Genomic DNA, 16,636 nt, shown 5'->3' with positions numbered 1-16,636 from the left:
TCCGCATGTGACGATCGTTGTGATGAGCCAGCCAGCAGCCATGCCGCCGGGCGGACCTCCGAAGATGGAGGGACAGCCCGAGCCTACGCCTGGGCAGAACCAGGACCAGTGGCGCTTCAAGGGCTGGGGTCCCGAGGGCCCAGGCCAGTACCAAGGCCCGTACGCCGCTTACGCCGCCCGTATGGGTGCTCAAGCCGGTGCTCCTGGTGCCCCAGGTACTCCTGGTCCGTTCGGTCCGTTCAGTGCACCTTCGGGGCCGCCGCCGGTGTCGGCCGCGCCGCGGCGGGCGTACCGGCGTACCGAGGGGCGCGTGATCGCCGGTGTTGCGGGTGGGGTCGCGGATCACCTCGGGATTTCGGACACCGTCGTACGGCTGGTGCTGATCGCGACCACGGTGTCCGGCGGGTTCGGCGTACTGATCTATGCGGCCCTGTGGTTCCTGATGCCGCTCGCGCCCGACCGGGTGCCAGGTGCGCCCGGGCTGGCCGCGCACACGCGCAGCGGGATGCGGACCGACGAGCAGCCGGCGCCGGTCACCGAGGCGAAGCAGCGGAAGCGGGAGAAGAGCCGCGGGCAGTTGCCCGCGCTGGTGGCCATCGGCATCGGCCTGCTGATCCTGCTGCAGGTCGCCGGGTTCGGCATCGCCGGGAAGCTGTTCTGGCCACTGGTGTTCGCCGCGACCGGCCTCGCGCTGATCTGGCGGCAGGCCGACGAGGCGCAGAAGGACAAGTGGACGCAGGAGATCCGGGTCCCGATCCTCGGCCTGGTGCTCGGCAAGGGCGGCTGGAAGTCGCTGGTCCGGATCGCCGTCGGCCTGGTCCTGCTCGGGACCGCGGTCACGCTGTTCCTGGTCCAGAACGGCCGCCTCCAGATGGTCGGCGACGTACTGATCGCCCTGCTGCTCGCGGTCGTCGGGATCGGCGTGATCGCCGGCCCGTGGGTGCACCGGCTGACCCGGGACCTGAACTCCGAGCGCGCCGAGCGGGTCCGCTCCCAGGAGCGCGCCGACATGGCCGCGCACCTGCACGACTCGGTCCTGCAGACGCTGGCGCTGATCCAGAAGCAGGCCGACGACCCGAAGGCGGTCGCCCGGCTGGCCCGGTCGCAGGAGCGCGAGCTGCGGTCCTGGCTGTACGACGAGGACCACGACAAGGACCAGACGATCGCCGGCGCCGCGAAACAGGCGGCCGCCGAGGTGGAGGACTCGCACGGCGTACCGATCGAGGTGGTCACCGTCGGCGACTGCGAGCTGACCGAGCAGCTGGCGTCGATGGTCCGGGCTGCCCGGGAGTCGATGGTGAACGCGGCCAAGCACTCCGGTGCTGCGAAGATCGACGTGTTCGTCGAGGTGGACGGCGACCGGGTGGAGATGTTCGTCCGCGACCGCGGCAAGGGGTTCGACGTGGACGAGGTCCCGGACGACCGGCTCGGCTTGCGGCACAGTGTGATGGGCAGGATGGAACGGCACGGCGGCCGCGCGACCGTGCGGTCCGATCCGGAGACAGGGACCGAAGTGCGACTGGAGATGGACAGATGAGCAGCAGGCGGGTTGTCGTCGTCGACGATCACGACATGTTCCGGGCCGGGGTACGCAGCGAGATCGGTACGGCGGTCGACATCGTCGGGGAGGGGTCCGACGTCGACACCGCGGTGAAGGCGATCGTCGGCACCGAGCCAGACGTCGTACTGCTGGACGTCCACCTGCCCGGTGGCGGCGGTACCGAGGTGATGAAGCAGGTGCACCAGCGGCACCCAGACGTCAAGTTCCTGGCGCTGTCGGTGTCCGACGCGGCCGAGGACGTGATCGGCGTGATCCGGGCCGGCGCCCGCGGGTACGTGACCAAGAACATCTCCGGCACCGAGCTGGTGGACGCGATCAACCGGGTCGCCGAGGGCGACGCGGTGTTCTCGCCGAGGCTGGCCGGCTTCGTCCTGGACGCCTTCTCCGGCGCGATCGACATCGCCTCGGTGGACGAGGACCTGGACCGGCTCTCCCAGCGTGAGCGGGAGGTGCTGCGGCTGATCGCCCGCGGCTACGCGTACAAGGAGGTGGCGCGCGAGCTGTTCATCTCGGTGAAGACCGTGGAGACGCACGTCTCGTCCGTACTGCGGAAACTCCAGCTCTCGAACCGCCACGAACTGACCCGCTGGGCCACGGACCGCCGCCTGGTGTAGCGCGTGCGAGCCCTGTGCGACCATTCGGTCCGTGGGGTTCTACATCATGCGCCGGCTGCTGTCGGCCGTCAGCGTCGTGGCGGCCACCCTGGCGGCCACGTTCGCGCTCTTCTTCGTCGCGCCGACCGACCCGGCCGGAGCCATCTGCGGTGACCGCAACTGCACGCAGCAGCGGTACAACGAGATCAGGACGAACCTGCACCTGGACGAGCCGAAGGTCGAGCAGTTCGCCCGGTTCGTGAAGGGCATCGCGGTCGGGCGCGACTTCGAGACCTCGGGCGTGGTGCAGCACTGCGCGGCGCCGTGCCTCGGGTTCTCGTTCAAGAACGACCAGCCGGTGACCGGTCTGCTGATGACCAGGCTGCCGGTCACCGCGTCGCTGGTGCTCGGCCAGGCCGTGATCGTGCTGACCGTCGGCGTCGCCCTCGGCACGATGGCGGCCCGGCGCCGCGGCACCGCCGCCGACCGGGTGCTGATGGGCGGGGCGCTGCTGGTGAGCGCCGTGCCGTACTACATCGTCGGCCTGCTGGCGGTCCTCTACCTGACGGTCCTGCACCCGATCCTGCCCCGCGGCGGCTGGACGCCGCCGACGCACAGCCTGTGGAAATGGGCCGCCGGGCTGCTCGCACCGTGGCTCGTCCAGGGACTGTACGGCTGCACCGACTACGCCCGGTTCGCCCGGGGATCGATGGTCGAGACGCTCAGCGAGGACTTCATCCGGACCGCGCGGGCGAAGGGCCTGCCGGACTGGATGGTCACCTACAAGCACGCGCTCCGGGCCGGGCTGATCCCGGTGATCACGATCTTCGGGCTCGACATCGCCGGGAGTCTGTCCGGCGCGATCTTCACCGAGAAGCTGTTCGACCTGCCCGGGCTCGGCATGCTGTCGCTGGACAGCGTCAACAACTACGACCTGCCACTGATCATGGGCACGGTGTTGCTGGCGACGGTGTTCCTGGTCGCGCTGAACCTGGTGGTGGACGTCACGTACAGCCTGATCGATCCGCGCGTCCGGTTGAACTGAGTGGCGCGTTTCGGCCAGGGCATGGATTCGCCACTCCGTATCGGCGGTCCGGGCTTGGGAGCTGTTATACGGTCGACTGTTATGGAGCGGAATCTCACAGCCGATCAGCTCGCGCTCTTCGAGAAGGAGTTCGCGTCGAACCCGCAGTACCGGGTGATGCAGAACGCCGTCACGCAGACGCCGGTCAACAGCATTGCCCTGGATCGTCAGGTCGTCACGTCGATGGACCATTCGGTGTCCCATCTGCTGGACGACTGGAAGGTGACCAACCAGAAGAAGAGCGGCCGGTGCTGGATGTTCGCCGGGCTGAACCTGCTCCGGGTCGGCGCCGCCGAGAAGCTCGGGGTCAAGGACTTCGAGTTCTCCCAGAACTACGTGCTGTTCTGGGACAAGTTCGAGCGCGCGAACTTCTTCCTCGAGGCGATCATCGACACTGCCGGCCGGGACGCCGACGACCGGACGGTGGCGCACCTGCTGTCCGACCCGATCGGTGACGGCGGCCAGTGGAACATGTTCATCGCGGTGGTCCGCAAGCACGGCCTGGTGCCGAAGAGCGCGATGCCGGAGAGCGAGAGCTCGTCCGCGACCGCGCAGCTGAACGACATCCTCCGCAAGCTGCTCCGCCAGGGCGCGCGCGACCTGCGGGTGCTGGACGGCGACGACGCCAGGCGGGACCGCAAGGGCGAGATCCTGACCACCGTGCACCGGGTGCTGAGCATCCACCTCGGCACGCCGCCGCAGAAGTTCCTGTGGCAGTGGAAGGACACCGACAAGGGCTTCCACCGCGACGGCTGGATCACCCCGACCGAGTTCGCCGCGAAGTACGTGCAGCTGCCGGTCGACGACTACGTCTGCCTGGTGCACGACCCGCGCTCGACCAGCCCGGTCGGCCGGACGTTCACCGTGGACTTCCTCGGCAACGTGATCGACGCGCCGCCGGTGGTGTACCTGAACGTCGAGATGGACCTGATGAAGCAGCTCACCCAGGACGCGATCGTCGGCGGCGAGCCGGTCTGGTTCGGCTGCGACGTCGGCAAGCAGATGAACGGCGACCTCGGCTTCTGGGACGCCAAGCTGTACGACTACGAGGCCGTGTACGACACCGAGTTCTCGCTGGACAAGGCCGAGCGCCTCGTGCACCACGAGACGCTGATGACGCACGCGATGCTGTTCACCGGCGTGGACGTGGTGGACGGCGAGCCGCGCCGCTGGCGGGTCGAGAACAGCTGGGGCGACGAGAAGGCCGACAGCGGCTTCTGGACCATGAACGACTCGTGGTTCGGCGAGCACGTCTTCGAGATCGCCGTACGCCGTTCCGCGCTGCCGGCGGACCTGCAGGCGCGCCTGGACGACGAGCCGATCGTCCTCCCGGCCTGGGACCCGATGGGCGCCCTGGCCGACTGAACTCCTTGCCTCATCCCCGTCGCAGGGCGGCCGTCAGACGGTGTAAGCGTCTGCGGCGGGGACGGAGGCTGGTCTGGCGGCCTTGTGGACGTTCGGTGGCCACCGTCGCCGCGCGGACGGCGAGTTCGTCGTCCAGCGGTTCGAGTTCGTCGATGCCGTACTTGCGGCCCAACGCGCACAGCAACAGGTGATCGGCCAGCACGGGATTCTTCGGCAACGCCGGCCCGTGCAGGTAGGTGCCGATCGTGTTGCCGACCACCGCGCCTTCATCACCCGTTCCGCCGTTGTTGCCGAACCCCTGCCGGACCGTCCCGAGCGGCTGCTGGCCCTCGTCGAGCACCGTCCGCCCCGAGTGGTTCTCGAACCCGACCAGTTGCCCGAACGGGCTGTCCACCACGATGTTCCCGATCATCCGCTGCGGCCCCGCGGTGGTCCGGCTCCGGAAGATCCCGAGCCCCGGGAAATGCCGCCCATCGGCGTCGAAAAATTCCCGGCCGAACAGCTGGTAGCTCCCGCAGATCAGCAGCATCGGGACCCCGTCGGCGGATATCTTCCGCAATTCGTCGCCACGTGCCAGTAAATCCTCCGCATTGACGGTCTGCGCGGAATTCTGCCCGCCGCCGCCGAACACCAGGTCGACACTCGAGAAGTCGAAAACCTGGCCCGGTTCGACCGGCAGAATCTCGGCCCGGAAGCCCCGCCATTCCAGCCGTTTCGCCAGCGTGATGACATTTCCCAGGTCGCCGTACACGTTGAGATCCCGGGGGTACAGGTGCGCGATCCGCACAGTCCTGGTCATGCGGCCTCCTGCCGGCTGCGGAGCGCCCGGCGTACCTGCAGCATCGCGGTGTAGGTCGGCAGGATGTATCCGTCCCCGCCGGGCGGCAGCCCCGCCAGCAGCCGGGAGATCCCGTCGTCGACGCTGGACGCCACGGCCGCCTCGGTCCCGGCGTAGTGCAGCCGCAACGCCATCTCGTACGCCCGCGTCCCGGCCGTCACGACCTCCGGCTTGCCGGCCGTCAAGGCCTCGAGCGGTACGTCCCACAGCCAGGACACGTCGCGGCCGTCGGCGGGCAGGTCGTTGACCGCGATGAGTACCCGCGGCTCCGTCCGCCCGATCAGGAACGTGTCCAGCACCTGCGCGAACCCGGCCGGGTTCTTGATCAGCAGCAGCCACAGCGTCCGGCCCTGCACCTCGGTCTTCTCGACCCGCCCGAACGCCGCCTCGGTCGTCCCGATCGCCTCCGCCGTCACGGCCGGATCCAGGCCCACGCCTGCCGCCACGCTCACCGCGGCCAGCGCGTTGTAGATGTTGTACGTCCCGGACAGCCCGCACCGCACCTGCCGGGAGACGCCGCCCTCCGACACCGTGAAGTCCGTGCCGTCGAGGTCCGCGTGCTGCACCTCGGTGACCGCGACGGCTGGCGTGGGCCGGTCGAAGTCGCCGTTCGGGCAGCTGTAGTGTCCGAGATGGCTGTAGAAGACCCGGTCGAACCGCAGCCGTTCGCCGCAGCGCGGGCAGCGGTCCGAGTCGACCGCGGACCGTACGTCGGTCAGCCGTTCCGGCAGCTGCTCGACCCCGAAGTAGCTGACCCGGTCCGGCCCGCTCGCCGCGTCCGCGAGGCTCGCCACCCGGGCGTCGTCGGCATTCAGGTACAGCTGGGCGTCCACGGCCGCGATGCCCTCGGCGAGCAGCGCGGCCGTGGTGTCGACCTCGCCGTACCGGTCCAGCTGGTCGCGGAACAGGTTCAGCACCACGAGGTGCCGCGGCCGGAGCTCCGGCGCGACCAGGCGCAGGCTGGCCTCGTCGACCTCGAACACGCCGATTCCGCCGCGGATCCGGCCGCGCAGGTCGGCCGCCGAGAGCAGTGCCGAGACGACGCCGCTGCGCAGGTTCGCGCCGGACTCGTTGGTGAGCACCGACTCGCCGCCGCGCCGGAGTGCCGCGACCAGCAGCTTGGTGGTGGTCGTCTTTCCGTTGGTGCCGGTCACCAGAATGCAGCCGCCCGGTAATTGTTCGGCCAATTTCCGGGGCAAGTTCGGTGCTATTTTTCCGACGATCACACCGGGTAGCGTCCGGCCGCCCCGGCCGAGCCACCGGCTGAGCGTGGCCACGGTCCGGGCAAGGGCAATCGCAGCCGTTTCTCGCATACCCGAATTCTACGGCCGGCGGTCAATTGGAACTCAGCGTCCGCTCAGCTCAGTAAATGCTCAGGAAAGCCCAACTCAGTAAATGCTCAGGAAATAAGTTTCAATGCATCGCCGGGGCGTTCCAGCGTCGGCAGGTGCCCGGCCCACGGGAGGTGGACCCGCTCCGCGTCGGGCAGCCGCTCCGCGAGGTAGTCCGCGCTCTCGGTGAAGAACGTGAAGTCGTGCCCACCGGTGATCACCCGCACCGGCATGGTGAGCTTCTCCGGCTCGACCGGCCACTCCTCGTTCTCGACCTCCCCGGCAGCCAGTTGTACGTCGTACACGCGCTGCTGCATCGTCCGCAGCAGTTCGCGGGCCTCGTCGTCGGCCTCCGGGCCGATCCAGCGGCGTACGGTCAGGTCGGTCGCGCCGTCCACGTCGCCCGCCTCCAGGAGCTTGCCCTCCTCGGCCCACAGGGCGCGCAGGTCGTCGTCCGGCACCACGTTGTCGGTCGGCGCGCAGATCAGCACCAGCCGCGCGAACAGGTCCGGCCGCCGGCTCGCCAGCTGCTGTACGACGTACCCGCCGAACGAGGCGCCGACCGCCGTCACGTCCTGCGCGCCAAGCTCCTCGAGGACCGCGAGTACGTCGCCGGCGTCGGAGTACCGCGGCGCCGACGGAGTCTCGCCGTACCCACGCAGGTCCAGGGTGATCACCCGATGGCTGGTCGTCAGCTCCGCCACCTCGCGCGCCCACATTCGTGAATCGGCGACGCCGGCGTGCACCAGCAGCAAATCCGGGCCTTCCCCGGTGACCGCATGAGAAATCGTCATGCGTGAACCCTCGCTGCCGGGCGGCTGTGCGGCAAATCGATTACAGACGGACCACCGTGAATGCCTCGGCGTAATGATCGGCCGGGAATCCCGCGGTACCGGCGACCCGGGCGAAGTTCGCGCGGATCCCGGTCCGGAGGCCGTCGGGGTCGCGGTGCTGGCTGGTGTGCGACATCAGCGCGGCGAGCTTTTGGTCGAACGTGTCGGTGACGTCGACGTAGTGGTTCGCGGTGGGGTGGTCCATCATCCACAGTTCGCCGACGTCCCACGCCTCCTCGGCCAGGTCCGGGTACGCGTACGGGTTGCCGGCTGCCGGGTAGAACGCCCGGACGGTCGCCTCGGCGGCGGCCAGGTGGTCCGGGTGCGAGACCTGCAGGCGGTGCCACGAGCGCTCGGGGGACTGGGTCAGGATGCGCTGCGGGCGGACCGTGCGGATCACCCGGCTGATGTCGCGGACCAGCTCAACGGTCGGTTCGACGGCGCCGTCCTGGTACCCGAGGAAGTGCAGGTCGTGGACGCCGACGTGCGCCGCGGCGGTGGTCTGCTCGGCCCGTCGTACGGCGGGGATCTCGGCCCGGTCGCGCTCCGGTTCGAAGCCGCCGGCCTGCCCGTCGGTGACGATGCAGTACCGCACCTCGATGCCGGCCTTGGTCCACACCGCGACCGTGCCGGCGCCGCCGAAGTCGATGTCGTCGGGGTGGGCGACCACCACCAGGATCCGCTCGATCTCTGCATCAGGTCGTGGTTCGGTCACGGGCCCGACCCTAGCTGTTTGCGCGGGCAGGCACAGTGGAATTCATGGAGTTCGGTGGCACCTGCGATCCACAGGACGCCGGCTTCGACCCCGAGCGGCTCGCGGAGGCGATCGGGCTGATCGAGGCGCGTGGCGGGGTCGCGCAGCTGTGCGTCGTCCGCAACGGGCGGGTCGCGGTCGACCGCTCGTTCGGGTGCTCGCCGAACGCGTTGTTCTGGCTCTTCTCCGCGAGCAAGCCGTTCGTCGCGGTGGTCGTCCACCAGCTGGTCGAGTCCGGCCGGTTGCACCTCGACGACGCGGTGGCGGCGTACTGGCCGGAGTTCGCGGCGAACGGGAAGCGCGAGATCACCGTCCGGCAGGTGCTGCAGCACCGGTCGGGCGTGTCGCACGCCGGCTCGTACCTCGGTGAGGCGCGGGCGATGAGCGACTGGGCACGGTCACTGCGGCGGATCGAGGACGCCAAGCCGCGCTGGCCGATCGGGACCGTCGCGTACAGCCCGTTGGCGTTCGGGTTCATGCTCGCCGAGGTCGTGCGGCGGTGCAGCGGCTTCCCGATCGAGGAGCTGGTACGGCGGGACGTGCTCGAACCGCTCGGACTCGGCGACACGTACCTCGGGCTGCCGGCCGAGGAGTGGGGGCGGCACGTCCCGATCAAGGCGAGCGGTCCGGCGGGGCCGTTCTTCCAGTCGGTGGTGAACCGGCGCAGTACCCGCGCGGCCGTCGTACCGGCGGCGGGGATCTCGACGACGGCGCGGGACCTGGCGACGTTCTACCAAGGGCTGCTGGCCGGGGCGCTGCTCGGCCCGGCGGCGCTCGCGGCCGCGGTCGAGCCGAGCAGCGAAGGCGAGCTGGACCGGACGGTGCAGGCGCCGATCCGGTGGTCGCAGGGCTTCCAGCTCGGCGGACCGCGATGGCTCGACGGCGCGGGGACGCCGCTCGGGTCGCTGAGCAGCCCCCGGACGTTCGGCCACAACGGCAGCAACTGCTGTATCGGCTGGGCCGACCCGGACCGCCGGATCGCCTACGCGTACCTGACGAATCGGGTCGGCCACCCCAAGGCGGACCTCCAGCACCACTCGGCCGTCGCCGACAAGGTGCTGGCCGCGGCGCTGTAGGACCGACCGCCAGCACAACTCGGCTGTCGCCGACGCGATGCTGGCCGCGGCTCGGTAGGGATCGCCAGGCCATCACAATCGCGGCCGTCGCGCCGCACTCAGGCGTGAGCGCGGGTGGGGCGGCCGATTGTGATGGCCTGGAGATCCGCCCTCACGCCAGAGCCGGGGCCGGGAGGCGTTCGGCGATGACGTGGTCGACGATGCCGTAGGCCTTGGCGCCCTCGGCGGTGAGGACGTGGTCGCGGTCGGTGTCGTGGCGGAGGCGTTCGACGGTCTGGCCGGTGTGCCGCGCCAGGATCTCCTCGACCTGGCCGCGGACCCGCACCACCTCGTCGGCCTGCAGGATCAGGTCCGGGATGGTGCCCTGACCGCGCCCGGCCGGCTGGTGCAGGACGACCCGCGCGTGCGGCAGGATCGCCCGCCGCCCCGCGGTCCCGGCGGCCAGCAGCACTGCCCCGGCGGAGATCGCCTGCCCGACGCCGTACGTCGCGACCGGCGCCTGGATGTACCGCATGGTGTCGTAGATCGCCAGCATGGCGGACATGTCGCCGCCCTCGCAGTTGATGTAGAGGCTGATCTCCGACTCGGGACTGTCGGTCTCCAGGTGCAGCAGCTGCGCGATGATCGCGTTCGCGACGCCGGAGTCGATCGGCGTGCCGAGGTACACGATCCGCTCGGTCAGCAGGTGCGAGTAGACGTCCATGATCCGCTCGCCCCGCGGGTGCGACGCGATCACGTTCGGAATCGTGTAACTGCTCATGCCGCCGCCCTCCGTGGCATCACCTGGTCGAACGACTCGACGATGTGGTCGATGAAGCCGTACTCGCGGGCCTGTTCCGCGGTGTACCAGTGGTCGTGCCGCGAGTCCTCGTGCACGGTCTCGAACGTCTGCCCGGTGTCGCTCGCGATCAGCCCGAGCACGGTGTCCCGGATGTGCCGCAGGTCGTTCGCCTGGATCTCGATCTCCACCGCGGAGCCGCCGATCCCGGCCGACCCCTGGTGCATCAGCACCCGGGCGTGCCGCAGTGCGTACCGCTTGCCCGGCGTACCGGCCGACAGCAGGAACTGCCCGGCGCTGCAGGCGAGCCCGATCGCGAGCGTCGACACGTCGCACGGCACGGTCCGCATCACATCGCGGATCGCCAGCATCGACGGCACCGAACCACCCGGCGAGTGGATCCAGAACGCGATGTCGGAGTCCGGGTCCTCGGCCGCCAGCGTCAGGATCTGGGTGGCCAGCAGGGTCCCGAGGTCGTCGTCGAGCACCCGGTCCAGTACGACGATCCGCTGCGCGAGCAACCGCTGCCGCGCGGTCTCGTTGAACAGCGGCGCTTTCATGTCTTCTGCCATGGCTCAAGGGTTGTCCCCGGCGGCCGCCGCAGCCCAGCTTTTCTGCTGACGGCAAGTCTGCCCACAGCAAAGCAGACGTCGACGAGACACGCGCGCAGGTCTGGGAACAGGCAATGGCTGGTTCCCAGACCCCCGCGGGTGTGCTCAGCGCGGTTGGTCACGTCCCTGGATCTACTCGGGGATATCCCTGGATATGCGCCGGAGCGGCATCCAGATGCGTAGCTTACTGTCCATATGGACAGTAAGCGATCCAACTGGACAATCCACTCGAATGTACTACCTCGACTACCTCAAGCTCGGCCTGGTGGTACTGGTGATCCTGCACCACACCGCTCAGCCGTACGGCCCGCCGGACTGGTGGTACGTCCAAGGCGGCGATCGGTCGAAGCTGCTGTGGAGCTTCACCGTGGTGAACGGCTCCTTCTTCATGGCGCTGTTCTTCGCGATCTCGGCGTACCTGCTGCCGCCGTCGTACGAACGCAAGGGCGGTCGGCGCTACCTTCTGGACCGCTTCCGGCGGATCGGCGCGCCGTTCGTGTTCGGCGTGCTGACGATCGTCCCGACGCTGCGGTACCTGTACCACCACGCGTACGGCGACTACCTGGAGTTCTCGTTCGCCCACCTGTGGTTCCTCGAGCACCTGCTGGTGTACGCGATCCTGTACGCCGCCTGGCGCGCGATCGTCCGCCGTCCGGTGGTCCAGGAGCCGCGCCCGTTGAGCGGCTGGGCGATCGCCGGCTTCACGGCGGTCATCGGCCTGGGGACGTACGTCATCCGGATGAAGTGGCCCGTGGACACCTGGCTCGGCATCCTCGAGTTCATCCAGGCGGAGCCGGCGGACCTCGTCCAGTACGGCGGCCTGTTCGTCGCCGGGTTGCTCGCGTACCGCTGCGGCTGGCTGACCGGGATCAGCCGCCGAACCGGATTGACCTGTCTGGCGATCGGTGGCGCGCTCGCGATCGCGCACCTCGCCGTCCTGCCGGAGCTGTTCCGGTTCTACGGACCGGGCGGCACGGGTGGCGCGTCGTTGCTGTGGTCGGTGGTGGAGGGCACGATGTGCGTGACCTTGTCCATCGGGCTGGTGGTGCTGTTCCGCGAGTACGCCAACAGGCCGAGCGCCTTCCTGACCCGGTTGGGCGCGGCGTCTTTCACCGTGTATATCGTGCACGTGCCGGTGGTCGTCGTACTGCAGTTGCTGGTCCGCGACCTCGCAGTCGCGCCGCTGGTGAAGTTCCTGCTGGTGGGTGCGATCGCGGCGCCGGTCAGTTTCGTCCTGGCCGCCGGGCTGCGCCGCGTCCCGTACCTGCGGGCTTGGGTCGGGGCCTGACAACCGAGACGGAGACCATGAGCGACGCGCGATCCTCGGACCTGACGGCGCGGGCGCGGCTGCGGCTGGCGGCGCTCAAGTTGTTCGCCGAGCACGGGTTCGAGGCGACGTCGACGCGCGCAATCGCGGCCGAGGCGGGCGTGTCGCACGCGTTGCTGCGGCACCACTACGGCTCCAAGGACGGGCTCCGGGCCGCCGTCGACGAGGACGTGCTGAACACCTTCGACGAAGGACTGGCCAGGCTCGACGCCGACGACCTGGCCGCGCTCGGGCGGGTGACGGCGCAGCTGTTCGGATCGGACGAGCTGCGGCGGAACTACCTGCGCCGTGTCCTCCTGGAGGGCGGCCCGGCCGGGATCGCCGTGTTCCAAGGGCTGCTCGACGGTGCGCGGCGACACCTGGACGCGTTGCGCACGGAGCCCGCGGACGAGGCCGCCGCCCACTGGGCGCCGTACCAGGCTCTGTTCCTGATCCTCGGCCCGGTGCTGCTCGAACCGGTGCTGGCGGCGACGCTGGACACCCCGGTGTTCGCGCCCGGCCCGCTCGCCGAACGGAGCGCCGCGAACCAGCGCCTGATCGCCAAAGGACTCCTCGGCTGAGCGGTTTTCGGAAACTGTCGGTGGGCTGATACAGCATGGACGCTGTGACCAGGCACACCACTTTTCGTTACTGTCTCGACCCGACAGCCGAGCAGCGCGTGGCGTTGGCGCGACATACGGGTGCCGCTCGGTTTGCGTTCAACCAGTGCCTCCGCCTCCACCTGCAGGCGCGGGACCGGCAGCGTCGGAACAGCTCGATAGTTGTGCCCTGGTCCGGATTCGACTTGATCAACCTGTTCAACGGGTGGAAGAAGACAGAGCAAGCAGGCCGTGTCTTCAGGGTGGGTGCCGATGGCACCGCCGACGTTGTGGTGACCGGGTTGGTATGGCGAGCAGACGTATGCCAGCAGGTCTTCGAGGAAGCCGCCGCTGACCTAGGTAGAGCCCTGAAGTCGTGGACGGACTCGCGCCGCGGTAAGCGCGCTGGTGCTCGGGTAAGGCACCCGCGGTTCAAGAAGAAGGATCGGGGCACACCCTCGTTCCGGCTCAGGAACCGACACTCCGGAGGTGGCAGAGCTGCGATCAGAGTCGGCGAGGTTCACCCTCGTTCGGTGACCCTCCCGAGGGTCGGGACGGTCAGGGTGCGCGACGATGCCTGCCGCCTCCGCAGGCTGCTGGCGAAGCAACGAGGAAGGGTGTTGTTCGCCACCGTGTCGTACCGCGCGGGACGGTGGTGGGTTTCTCTGAATGTGGAGGCATCTGACCTTCACCCCAACCAGCGGCACAGGCCGCGAGCGGCAGGGGATGACGGTGGATGGGTAGGGGTGGATCGGGGGCTGTCTGCCCTCGTTGTAGCCGGCACCAGCGGCGGCAACGAGACAGCGCGCGTCGACAACCCACCGACACCCCTGGCAGCCGGGCTACAAAAGCAACGTCGGCTCGCCCGAGCCGTTGCCCGCAAGCTGAAGGGTTCAAGGAACAGGAGGAAAGCAGCTGCCCGGCTCGGGCGGCATCACTACCGCGTCGCGAACGTCCGCAAGCACTTCCTGCACCAGGTATCGAACGAGCTCGTCCAGACCCACGACCGGCTCGTCATCGAAGATCTGCACGTGATCGGAATGCTGCGTAACCGCCGACTTGCTCGCGCAATCTCCGATGCGGCGTGGACCGAGCTGGCGCGCCAGCTGAGCTACAAGCAAGCCTGGCGGGCTGGTCGACTCGTAGTCGCCGACCGGTGGTTCCCGTCCTCGAAAACCTGCTCGGCCTGCGGCGCCATACGCGCCGGTCTCCAGCTGGCGGACCGGACGTTCGATTGCGAGCGCTGCGGGCATTCGATCGACAGAGACCTGAACGCTGCAGTCAACCTCGCTATCTGGGCCGAGGAGCACCATGGTGCAGATGCCCAGATCCGGGACCACCAAGCAGGAGGCCCGGTCACGAAAGCCCACCGACAGGAAGGCACTGGCTCGCACACTCCTGCGGGTGAAACCGGCCTGGATGACGTGGGAACTGACGGTCGGGGAGCGTCCGTTGCCCGAACTGACGACGCCCGAGAAGGGCGGTGGCGGCGCAGCCTGACCGAGGCCGCGCCGGTACGCTTTAAGGTGTTGGGTGATGACCACACTATTTTCGCCTGATGAGCTTCCGGTGCCTCTGGAGGAGTCCAAGACGTCCCGTCCCGACCCGGACGCGCTGCTCGAGGGACTGAATCCGCAGCAGCGCGCGGCGGTCGTGCATGCCGGGAAGCCGTTGCTGGTGGTCGCCGGTGCGGGGTCGGGGAAGACCCGGGTGCTGACCCGGCGGATCGCCTACCTGCTGGCGGCCCGGGACGCGCACCCGGGGTCGATCCTCGCGATCACCTTCACCAACAAGGCCGCCGCCGAGATGCGGGAGCGCGTCGTCGACCTGGTCGGGCCGCGGGCGAAGATCATGTGGGTCTCGACGTTCCACTCGTCGTGTGTGCGGATCCTGCGCCGCGACATCAAACGGTTCGGGATCAGCTCGACGTTCTCGATCTACGACGACACGGACTCCCGGCGGCTGATGACGCTGGTCTGCCGCGAGCTCGACCTGGACGTCAAGCGGTACAACCCGCGCGCCGTGCTGAACTGGATCTCCACCCAGAAGAACGAGCTGATCGACCACGAGACGGCCGCCGCGAAGGCGGAGAACCATCTCGAGCAGACCTACGCCGAGTGCTACCGGACCTACCAGGAGCGGCTCGCGCAGGCGAACGCGCTGGACTTCGACGACCTGCTGATGACCACGGTCAACCTGCTGCAGGCCTTCCCCGAGGTCCGCGAGTACTACCGGCGCCGCTTCCGCCACGTGCTCGTCGACGAGTACCAGGACACCAACCACGCGCAGTACACGCTGATCCGTGAGCTCTGTGCCGAGGACCCGGTCGACGAGAAGAACCCGACCGCCCCGCCGGCCGAGCTGATGGTGGTCGGCGACTCCGACCAGTCGATCTACGCGTTCCGGGGCGCGACGATCCGGAACATCCTCGCCTTCGAGGAGGACTTCGCCGGCGCCGAGACGATCCTGCTGGAGCAGAACTACCGCTCCACCCAGACGATCCTGACCGCGGCGAACGCGGTGATCGCCCGCAACGAGGGCCGGATGGCGAAGAACCTCTGGTCCGACCAGGGTGCGGGCGAGCAGATCGCGGTGTACGTCGCCGACAACGAGCACGACGAGGCGCAGTTCGTCGCCGACGAGATCGACCGGCTCGCGGACGCCGACGGGGTGAAGCCGTCCGACGTCGCGGTGTTCTACCGCACCAACGCGCAGTCCCGGGTCTTCGAAGAGGTCTTCATCCGCACCGGCCATCCGTACAAGGTCGTCGGCGGCGTCCGGTTCTACGAGCGCAAGGAGGTCCGCGACGCGCTCGCGTACCTGCGGGTGCTGGTGAACCCGGAGGACACCGTCTCGCTGCGCCGGATCATGAACGAACCGAAGCGCGGGATCGGCGACCGGGCCGAGGCCGCGATCGAGGCGCTCGCGCAGCGCGACCGGATCTCGTTCGCACAGGCGATGCGCCGCGCCCAGGACGCGCCGGCGATGGCGTCCCGCTCGGTGAACGCCGTCCAGGCCTTCGTCGACATCCTCGACGAGCTGACCGCGATGGTGGACTCGGGCGCCCCGCCGGACGACATCCTGGACGTCGCGCTGCACCGCTCCGGGTACCACGAGGCGCTGCAGAAGTCGCCGGATCCGCAGGACGAGACCCGGCTGGAGAACCTGGACGAGTTCGTCTCGGTGGCCCGCGAGTTCGTCGAGGAGCGCACCGCGGCCGGGGAGCCGGCCGACCTGCAGGCGTTCCTGGAGCGGGTCGCGCTGGTCGCCGACGCCGACCAGATCCCGGACGCGGCCACCGACGGCGTGGTCACGCTGATGACGCTGCACACCGCGAAGGGCCTGGAGTTCCCGGTGGTGTTCCTGACCGGGATGGAGGACGGCGTCTTCCCGCACTCCCGGTCGCTCACCGACCTGAAGGAGCTCGAGGAGGAACGCCGGCTCGCGTACGTCGGGATCACCCGGGCGCGGCAGCGGCTGGCGATCTCCCGGGCCGCGGTGCGATCGGCGTACGGCGCCCCGCAGCACAACCCGCCGTCCCGGTTCCTGGAGGAGATCCCGGCGGAACTGCTCGACTGGCGGCGGGACGAGTCCGCGATCACCCGCTGGTCCGGCACCGGCACGGTCCGTGGCAGCGGGATCCCGAGCCGTTACGAACCGGCCCGCAAGACGGCGTCCGACAAGCCGGTGATCAGCCTGAATCCGGGCGACCGGGTGGTGCACGACAGCTTCGGCATGGGCACGGTCGTGGTGGTCCGCGGCGAGGGGCAGCAGGCGCAGGCCGACATCGATTTCGGCTCCGAAGGTGTGAAACGTCTGCTGCTCCGCTACGCCCCGGTGGAAAAGATTTAACTCGTATGCGTTGCATCTGACCCGGAGCTTGAGACAATCAAGGATCTTCGGCCCC

General features: G+C 69.1%; 15 protein-coding genes. 9 read left to right on the top strand and 6 right to left on the bottom strand.

Annotation, left to right across the window (positions count from 1 at the left end; genetic code table 11):
* Positions 1 to 22 precede the first annotated feature (22 nt).
* The 4 genes from ACFV9C_RS34310 to ACFV9C_RS34295 all read left to right on the top strand — a co-directional run bounded on the left by ACFV9C_RS34310 (position 23) and on the right by ACFV9C_RS34295 (position 4,603).
* On the top strand, positions 23 to 1,537 hold the full coding sequence (locus ACFV9C_RS34310; protein WP_380200164.1) for a PspC domain-containing protein: 1,515 nt from the start codon (positions 23 to 25) through the stop codon (positions 1,535 to 1,537).
* Positions 1,534 to 2,175, top strand: coding sequence for a response regulator (locus ACFV9C_RS34305; protein WP_380200162.1), 642 nt, complete (start codon positions 1,534 to 1,536; stop codon positions 2,173 to 2,175). The genes ACFV9C_RS34310 and ACFV9C_RS34305 overlap by 4 nt, the downstream gene beginning before the upstream one ends.
* Before the next feature lie 31 nt (positions 2,176 to 2,206).
* Positions 2,207 to 3,199, top strand: coding sequence for an ABC transporter permease (locus tag ACFV9C_RS34300; protein ID WP_380200160.1), 993 nt, complete (start codon positions 2,207 to 2,209; stop codon positions 3,197 to 3,199).
* 81 nt (positions 3,200 to 3,280) lie between these two features.
* Positions 3,281 to 4,603, top strand: a complete 1,323-nt coding sequence (locus tag ACFV9C_RS34295; RefSeq protein ID WP_380200158.1) for an aminopeptidase C — start codon at positions 3,281 to 3,283, stop codon at positions 4,601 to 4,603.
* A 10-nt stretch (positions 4,604 to 4,613) separates the two neighbouring features.
* On the opposite strand, the gene ACFV9C_RS34290 is transcribed toward ACFV9C_RS34295, so the two are convergent.
* The 4 genes from ACFV9C_RS34290 to ACFV9C_RS34275 all read right to left on the bottom strand — a co-directional run bounded on the left by ACFV9C_RS34290 (position 4,614) and on the right by ACFV9C_RS34275 (position 8,320).
* A complete protein-coding gene (locus ACFV9C_RS34290; protein ID WP_380200156.1) occupies positions 4,614 to 5,402 on the bottom strand; it encodes a type 1 glutamine amidotransferase in 789 nt (262 codons plus the stop codon).
* Positions 5,399 to 6,595 (bottom strand): MurT ligase domain-containing protein, encoded by a 1,197-nt coding sequence (locus ACFV9C_RS34285; protein ID WP_380200154.1) that lies wholly within the window; start codon positions 6,593 to 6,595, stop codon positions 5,399 to 5,401. Before ACFV9C_RS34285 ends, ACFV9C_RS34290 begins: the two co-directional genes overlap by 4 nt.
* A gap of 245 nt (positions 6,596 to 6,840) precedes the next feature.
* Entirely contained in the window at positions 6,841 to 7,566 is a 726-nt protein-coding gene (locus tag ACFV9C_RS34280) for an alpha/beta fold hydrolase (RefSeq protein WP_380200152.1), read from the bottom strand.
* Positions 7,567 to 7,606: 40 nt separating this feature from the next.
* Entirely contained in the window at positions 7,607 to 8,320 is a 714-nt protein-coding gene (locus tag ACFV9C_RS34275) for a PIG-L deacetylase family protein (RefSeq protein WP_380200150.1), read from the bottom strand.
* Between the two features lie 44 nt (positions 8,321 to 8,364).
* On the opposite strand from ACFV9C_RS34275, the gene ACFV9C_RS34270 reads away from it, so the two are divergent.
* On the top strand, positions 8,365 to 9,435 hold the full coding sequence (locus ACFV9C_RS34270) for a serine hydrolase domain-containing protein (RefSeq protein ID WP_380200148.1): 1,071 nt from the start codon (positions 8,365 to 8,367) through the stop codon (positions 9,433 to 9,435).
* Between the two features lie 151 nt (positions 9,436 to 9,586).
* Here ACFV9C_RS34270 and ACFV9C_RS34265 read toward each other — a convergent pair whose 3' ends face one another.
* Both ACFV9C_RS34265 and ACFV9C_RS34260 read right to left on the bottom strand, forming a co-directional pair.
* The gene (locus ACFV9C_RS34265) at positions 9,587 to 10,195 is read right to left on the bottom strand and encodes a ClpP family protease (RefSeq protein ID WP_380200146.1); all 609 of its coding nucleotides are present in this window, start codon (positions 10,193 to 10,195) and stop codon (positions 9,587 to 9,589) included.
* Positions 10,192 to 10,785 carry a ClpP family protease gene (locus tag ACFV9C_RS34260; RefSeq protein WP_380200144.1) on the bottom strand — a complete coding sequence of 198 codons (594 nt, stop codon included), beginning with the start codon at positions 10,783 to 10,785 and terminating at the stop codon, positions 10,192 to 10,194. The genes ACFV9C_RS34265 and ACFV9C_RS34260 overlap by 4 nt, the downstream gene beginning before the upstream one ends.
* 271 nt (positions 10,786 to 11,056) lie before the next feature.
* Between ACFV9C_RS34260 and ACFV9C_RS34255 the strand changes: the two genes are divergently transcribed.
* Genes ACFV9C_RS34255 through pcrA form a run of 4 tightly spaced genes read left to right on the top strand, consistent with a single transcriptional unit; the run spans position 11,057 to position 16,581 of the window.
* Positions 11,057 to 12,112, top strand: coding sequence for an acyltransferase family protein (locus tag ACFV9C_RS34255; RefSeq protein ID WP_380200142.1), 1,056 nt, complete (start codon positions 11,057 to 11,059; stop codon positions 12,110 to 12,112).
* A gap of 17 nt (positions 12,113 to 12,129) precedes the next feature.
* The gene (locus ACFV9C_RS34250; protein WP_380200140.1) at positions 12,130 to 12,711 is read left to right on the top strand and encodes a helix-turn-helix domain-containing protein; all 582 of its coding nucleotides are present in this window, start codon (positions 12,130 to 12,132) and stop codon (positions 12,709 to 12,711) included.
* 35 nt (positions 12,712 to 12,746) lie between these two features.
* Positions 12,747 to 14,288: an RNA-guided endonuclease TnpB family protein gene (locus ACFV9C_RS34245; RefSeq protein ID WP_380200138.1), complete on the top strand. Its 1,542-nt coding sequence runs from the start codon at positions 12,747 to 12,749 to the stop codon at positions 14,286 to 14,288.
* On the top strand, positions 14,266 to 16,581 hold the full coding sequence (gene pcrA, locus ACFV9C_RS34240; RefSeq protein ID WP_380200136.1) for a DNA helicase PcrA: 2,316 nt from the start codon (positions 14,266 to 14,268) through the stop codon (positions 16,579 to 16,581). Before ACFV9C_RS34245 ends, pcrA begins: the two co-directional genes overlap by 23 nt.
* The last annotated feature ends 55 nt before the right edge of the window (positions 16,582 to 16,636 follow it).

This window comes from Kribbella sp. NPDC059898 (assembly GCF_042730855.1).
Classification (GTDB): domain Bacteria; phylum Actinomycetota; class Actinomycetes; order Propionibacteriales; family Kribbellaceae; genus Kribbella.
Note: the sequence above shows the minus strand (reverse complement) of the source record. Positions and strands in the feature narration are given on the sequence as shown.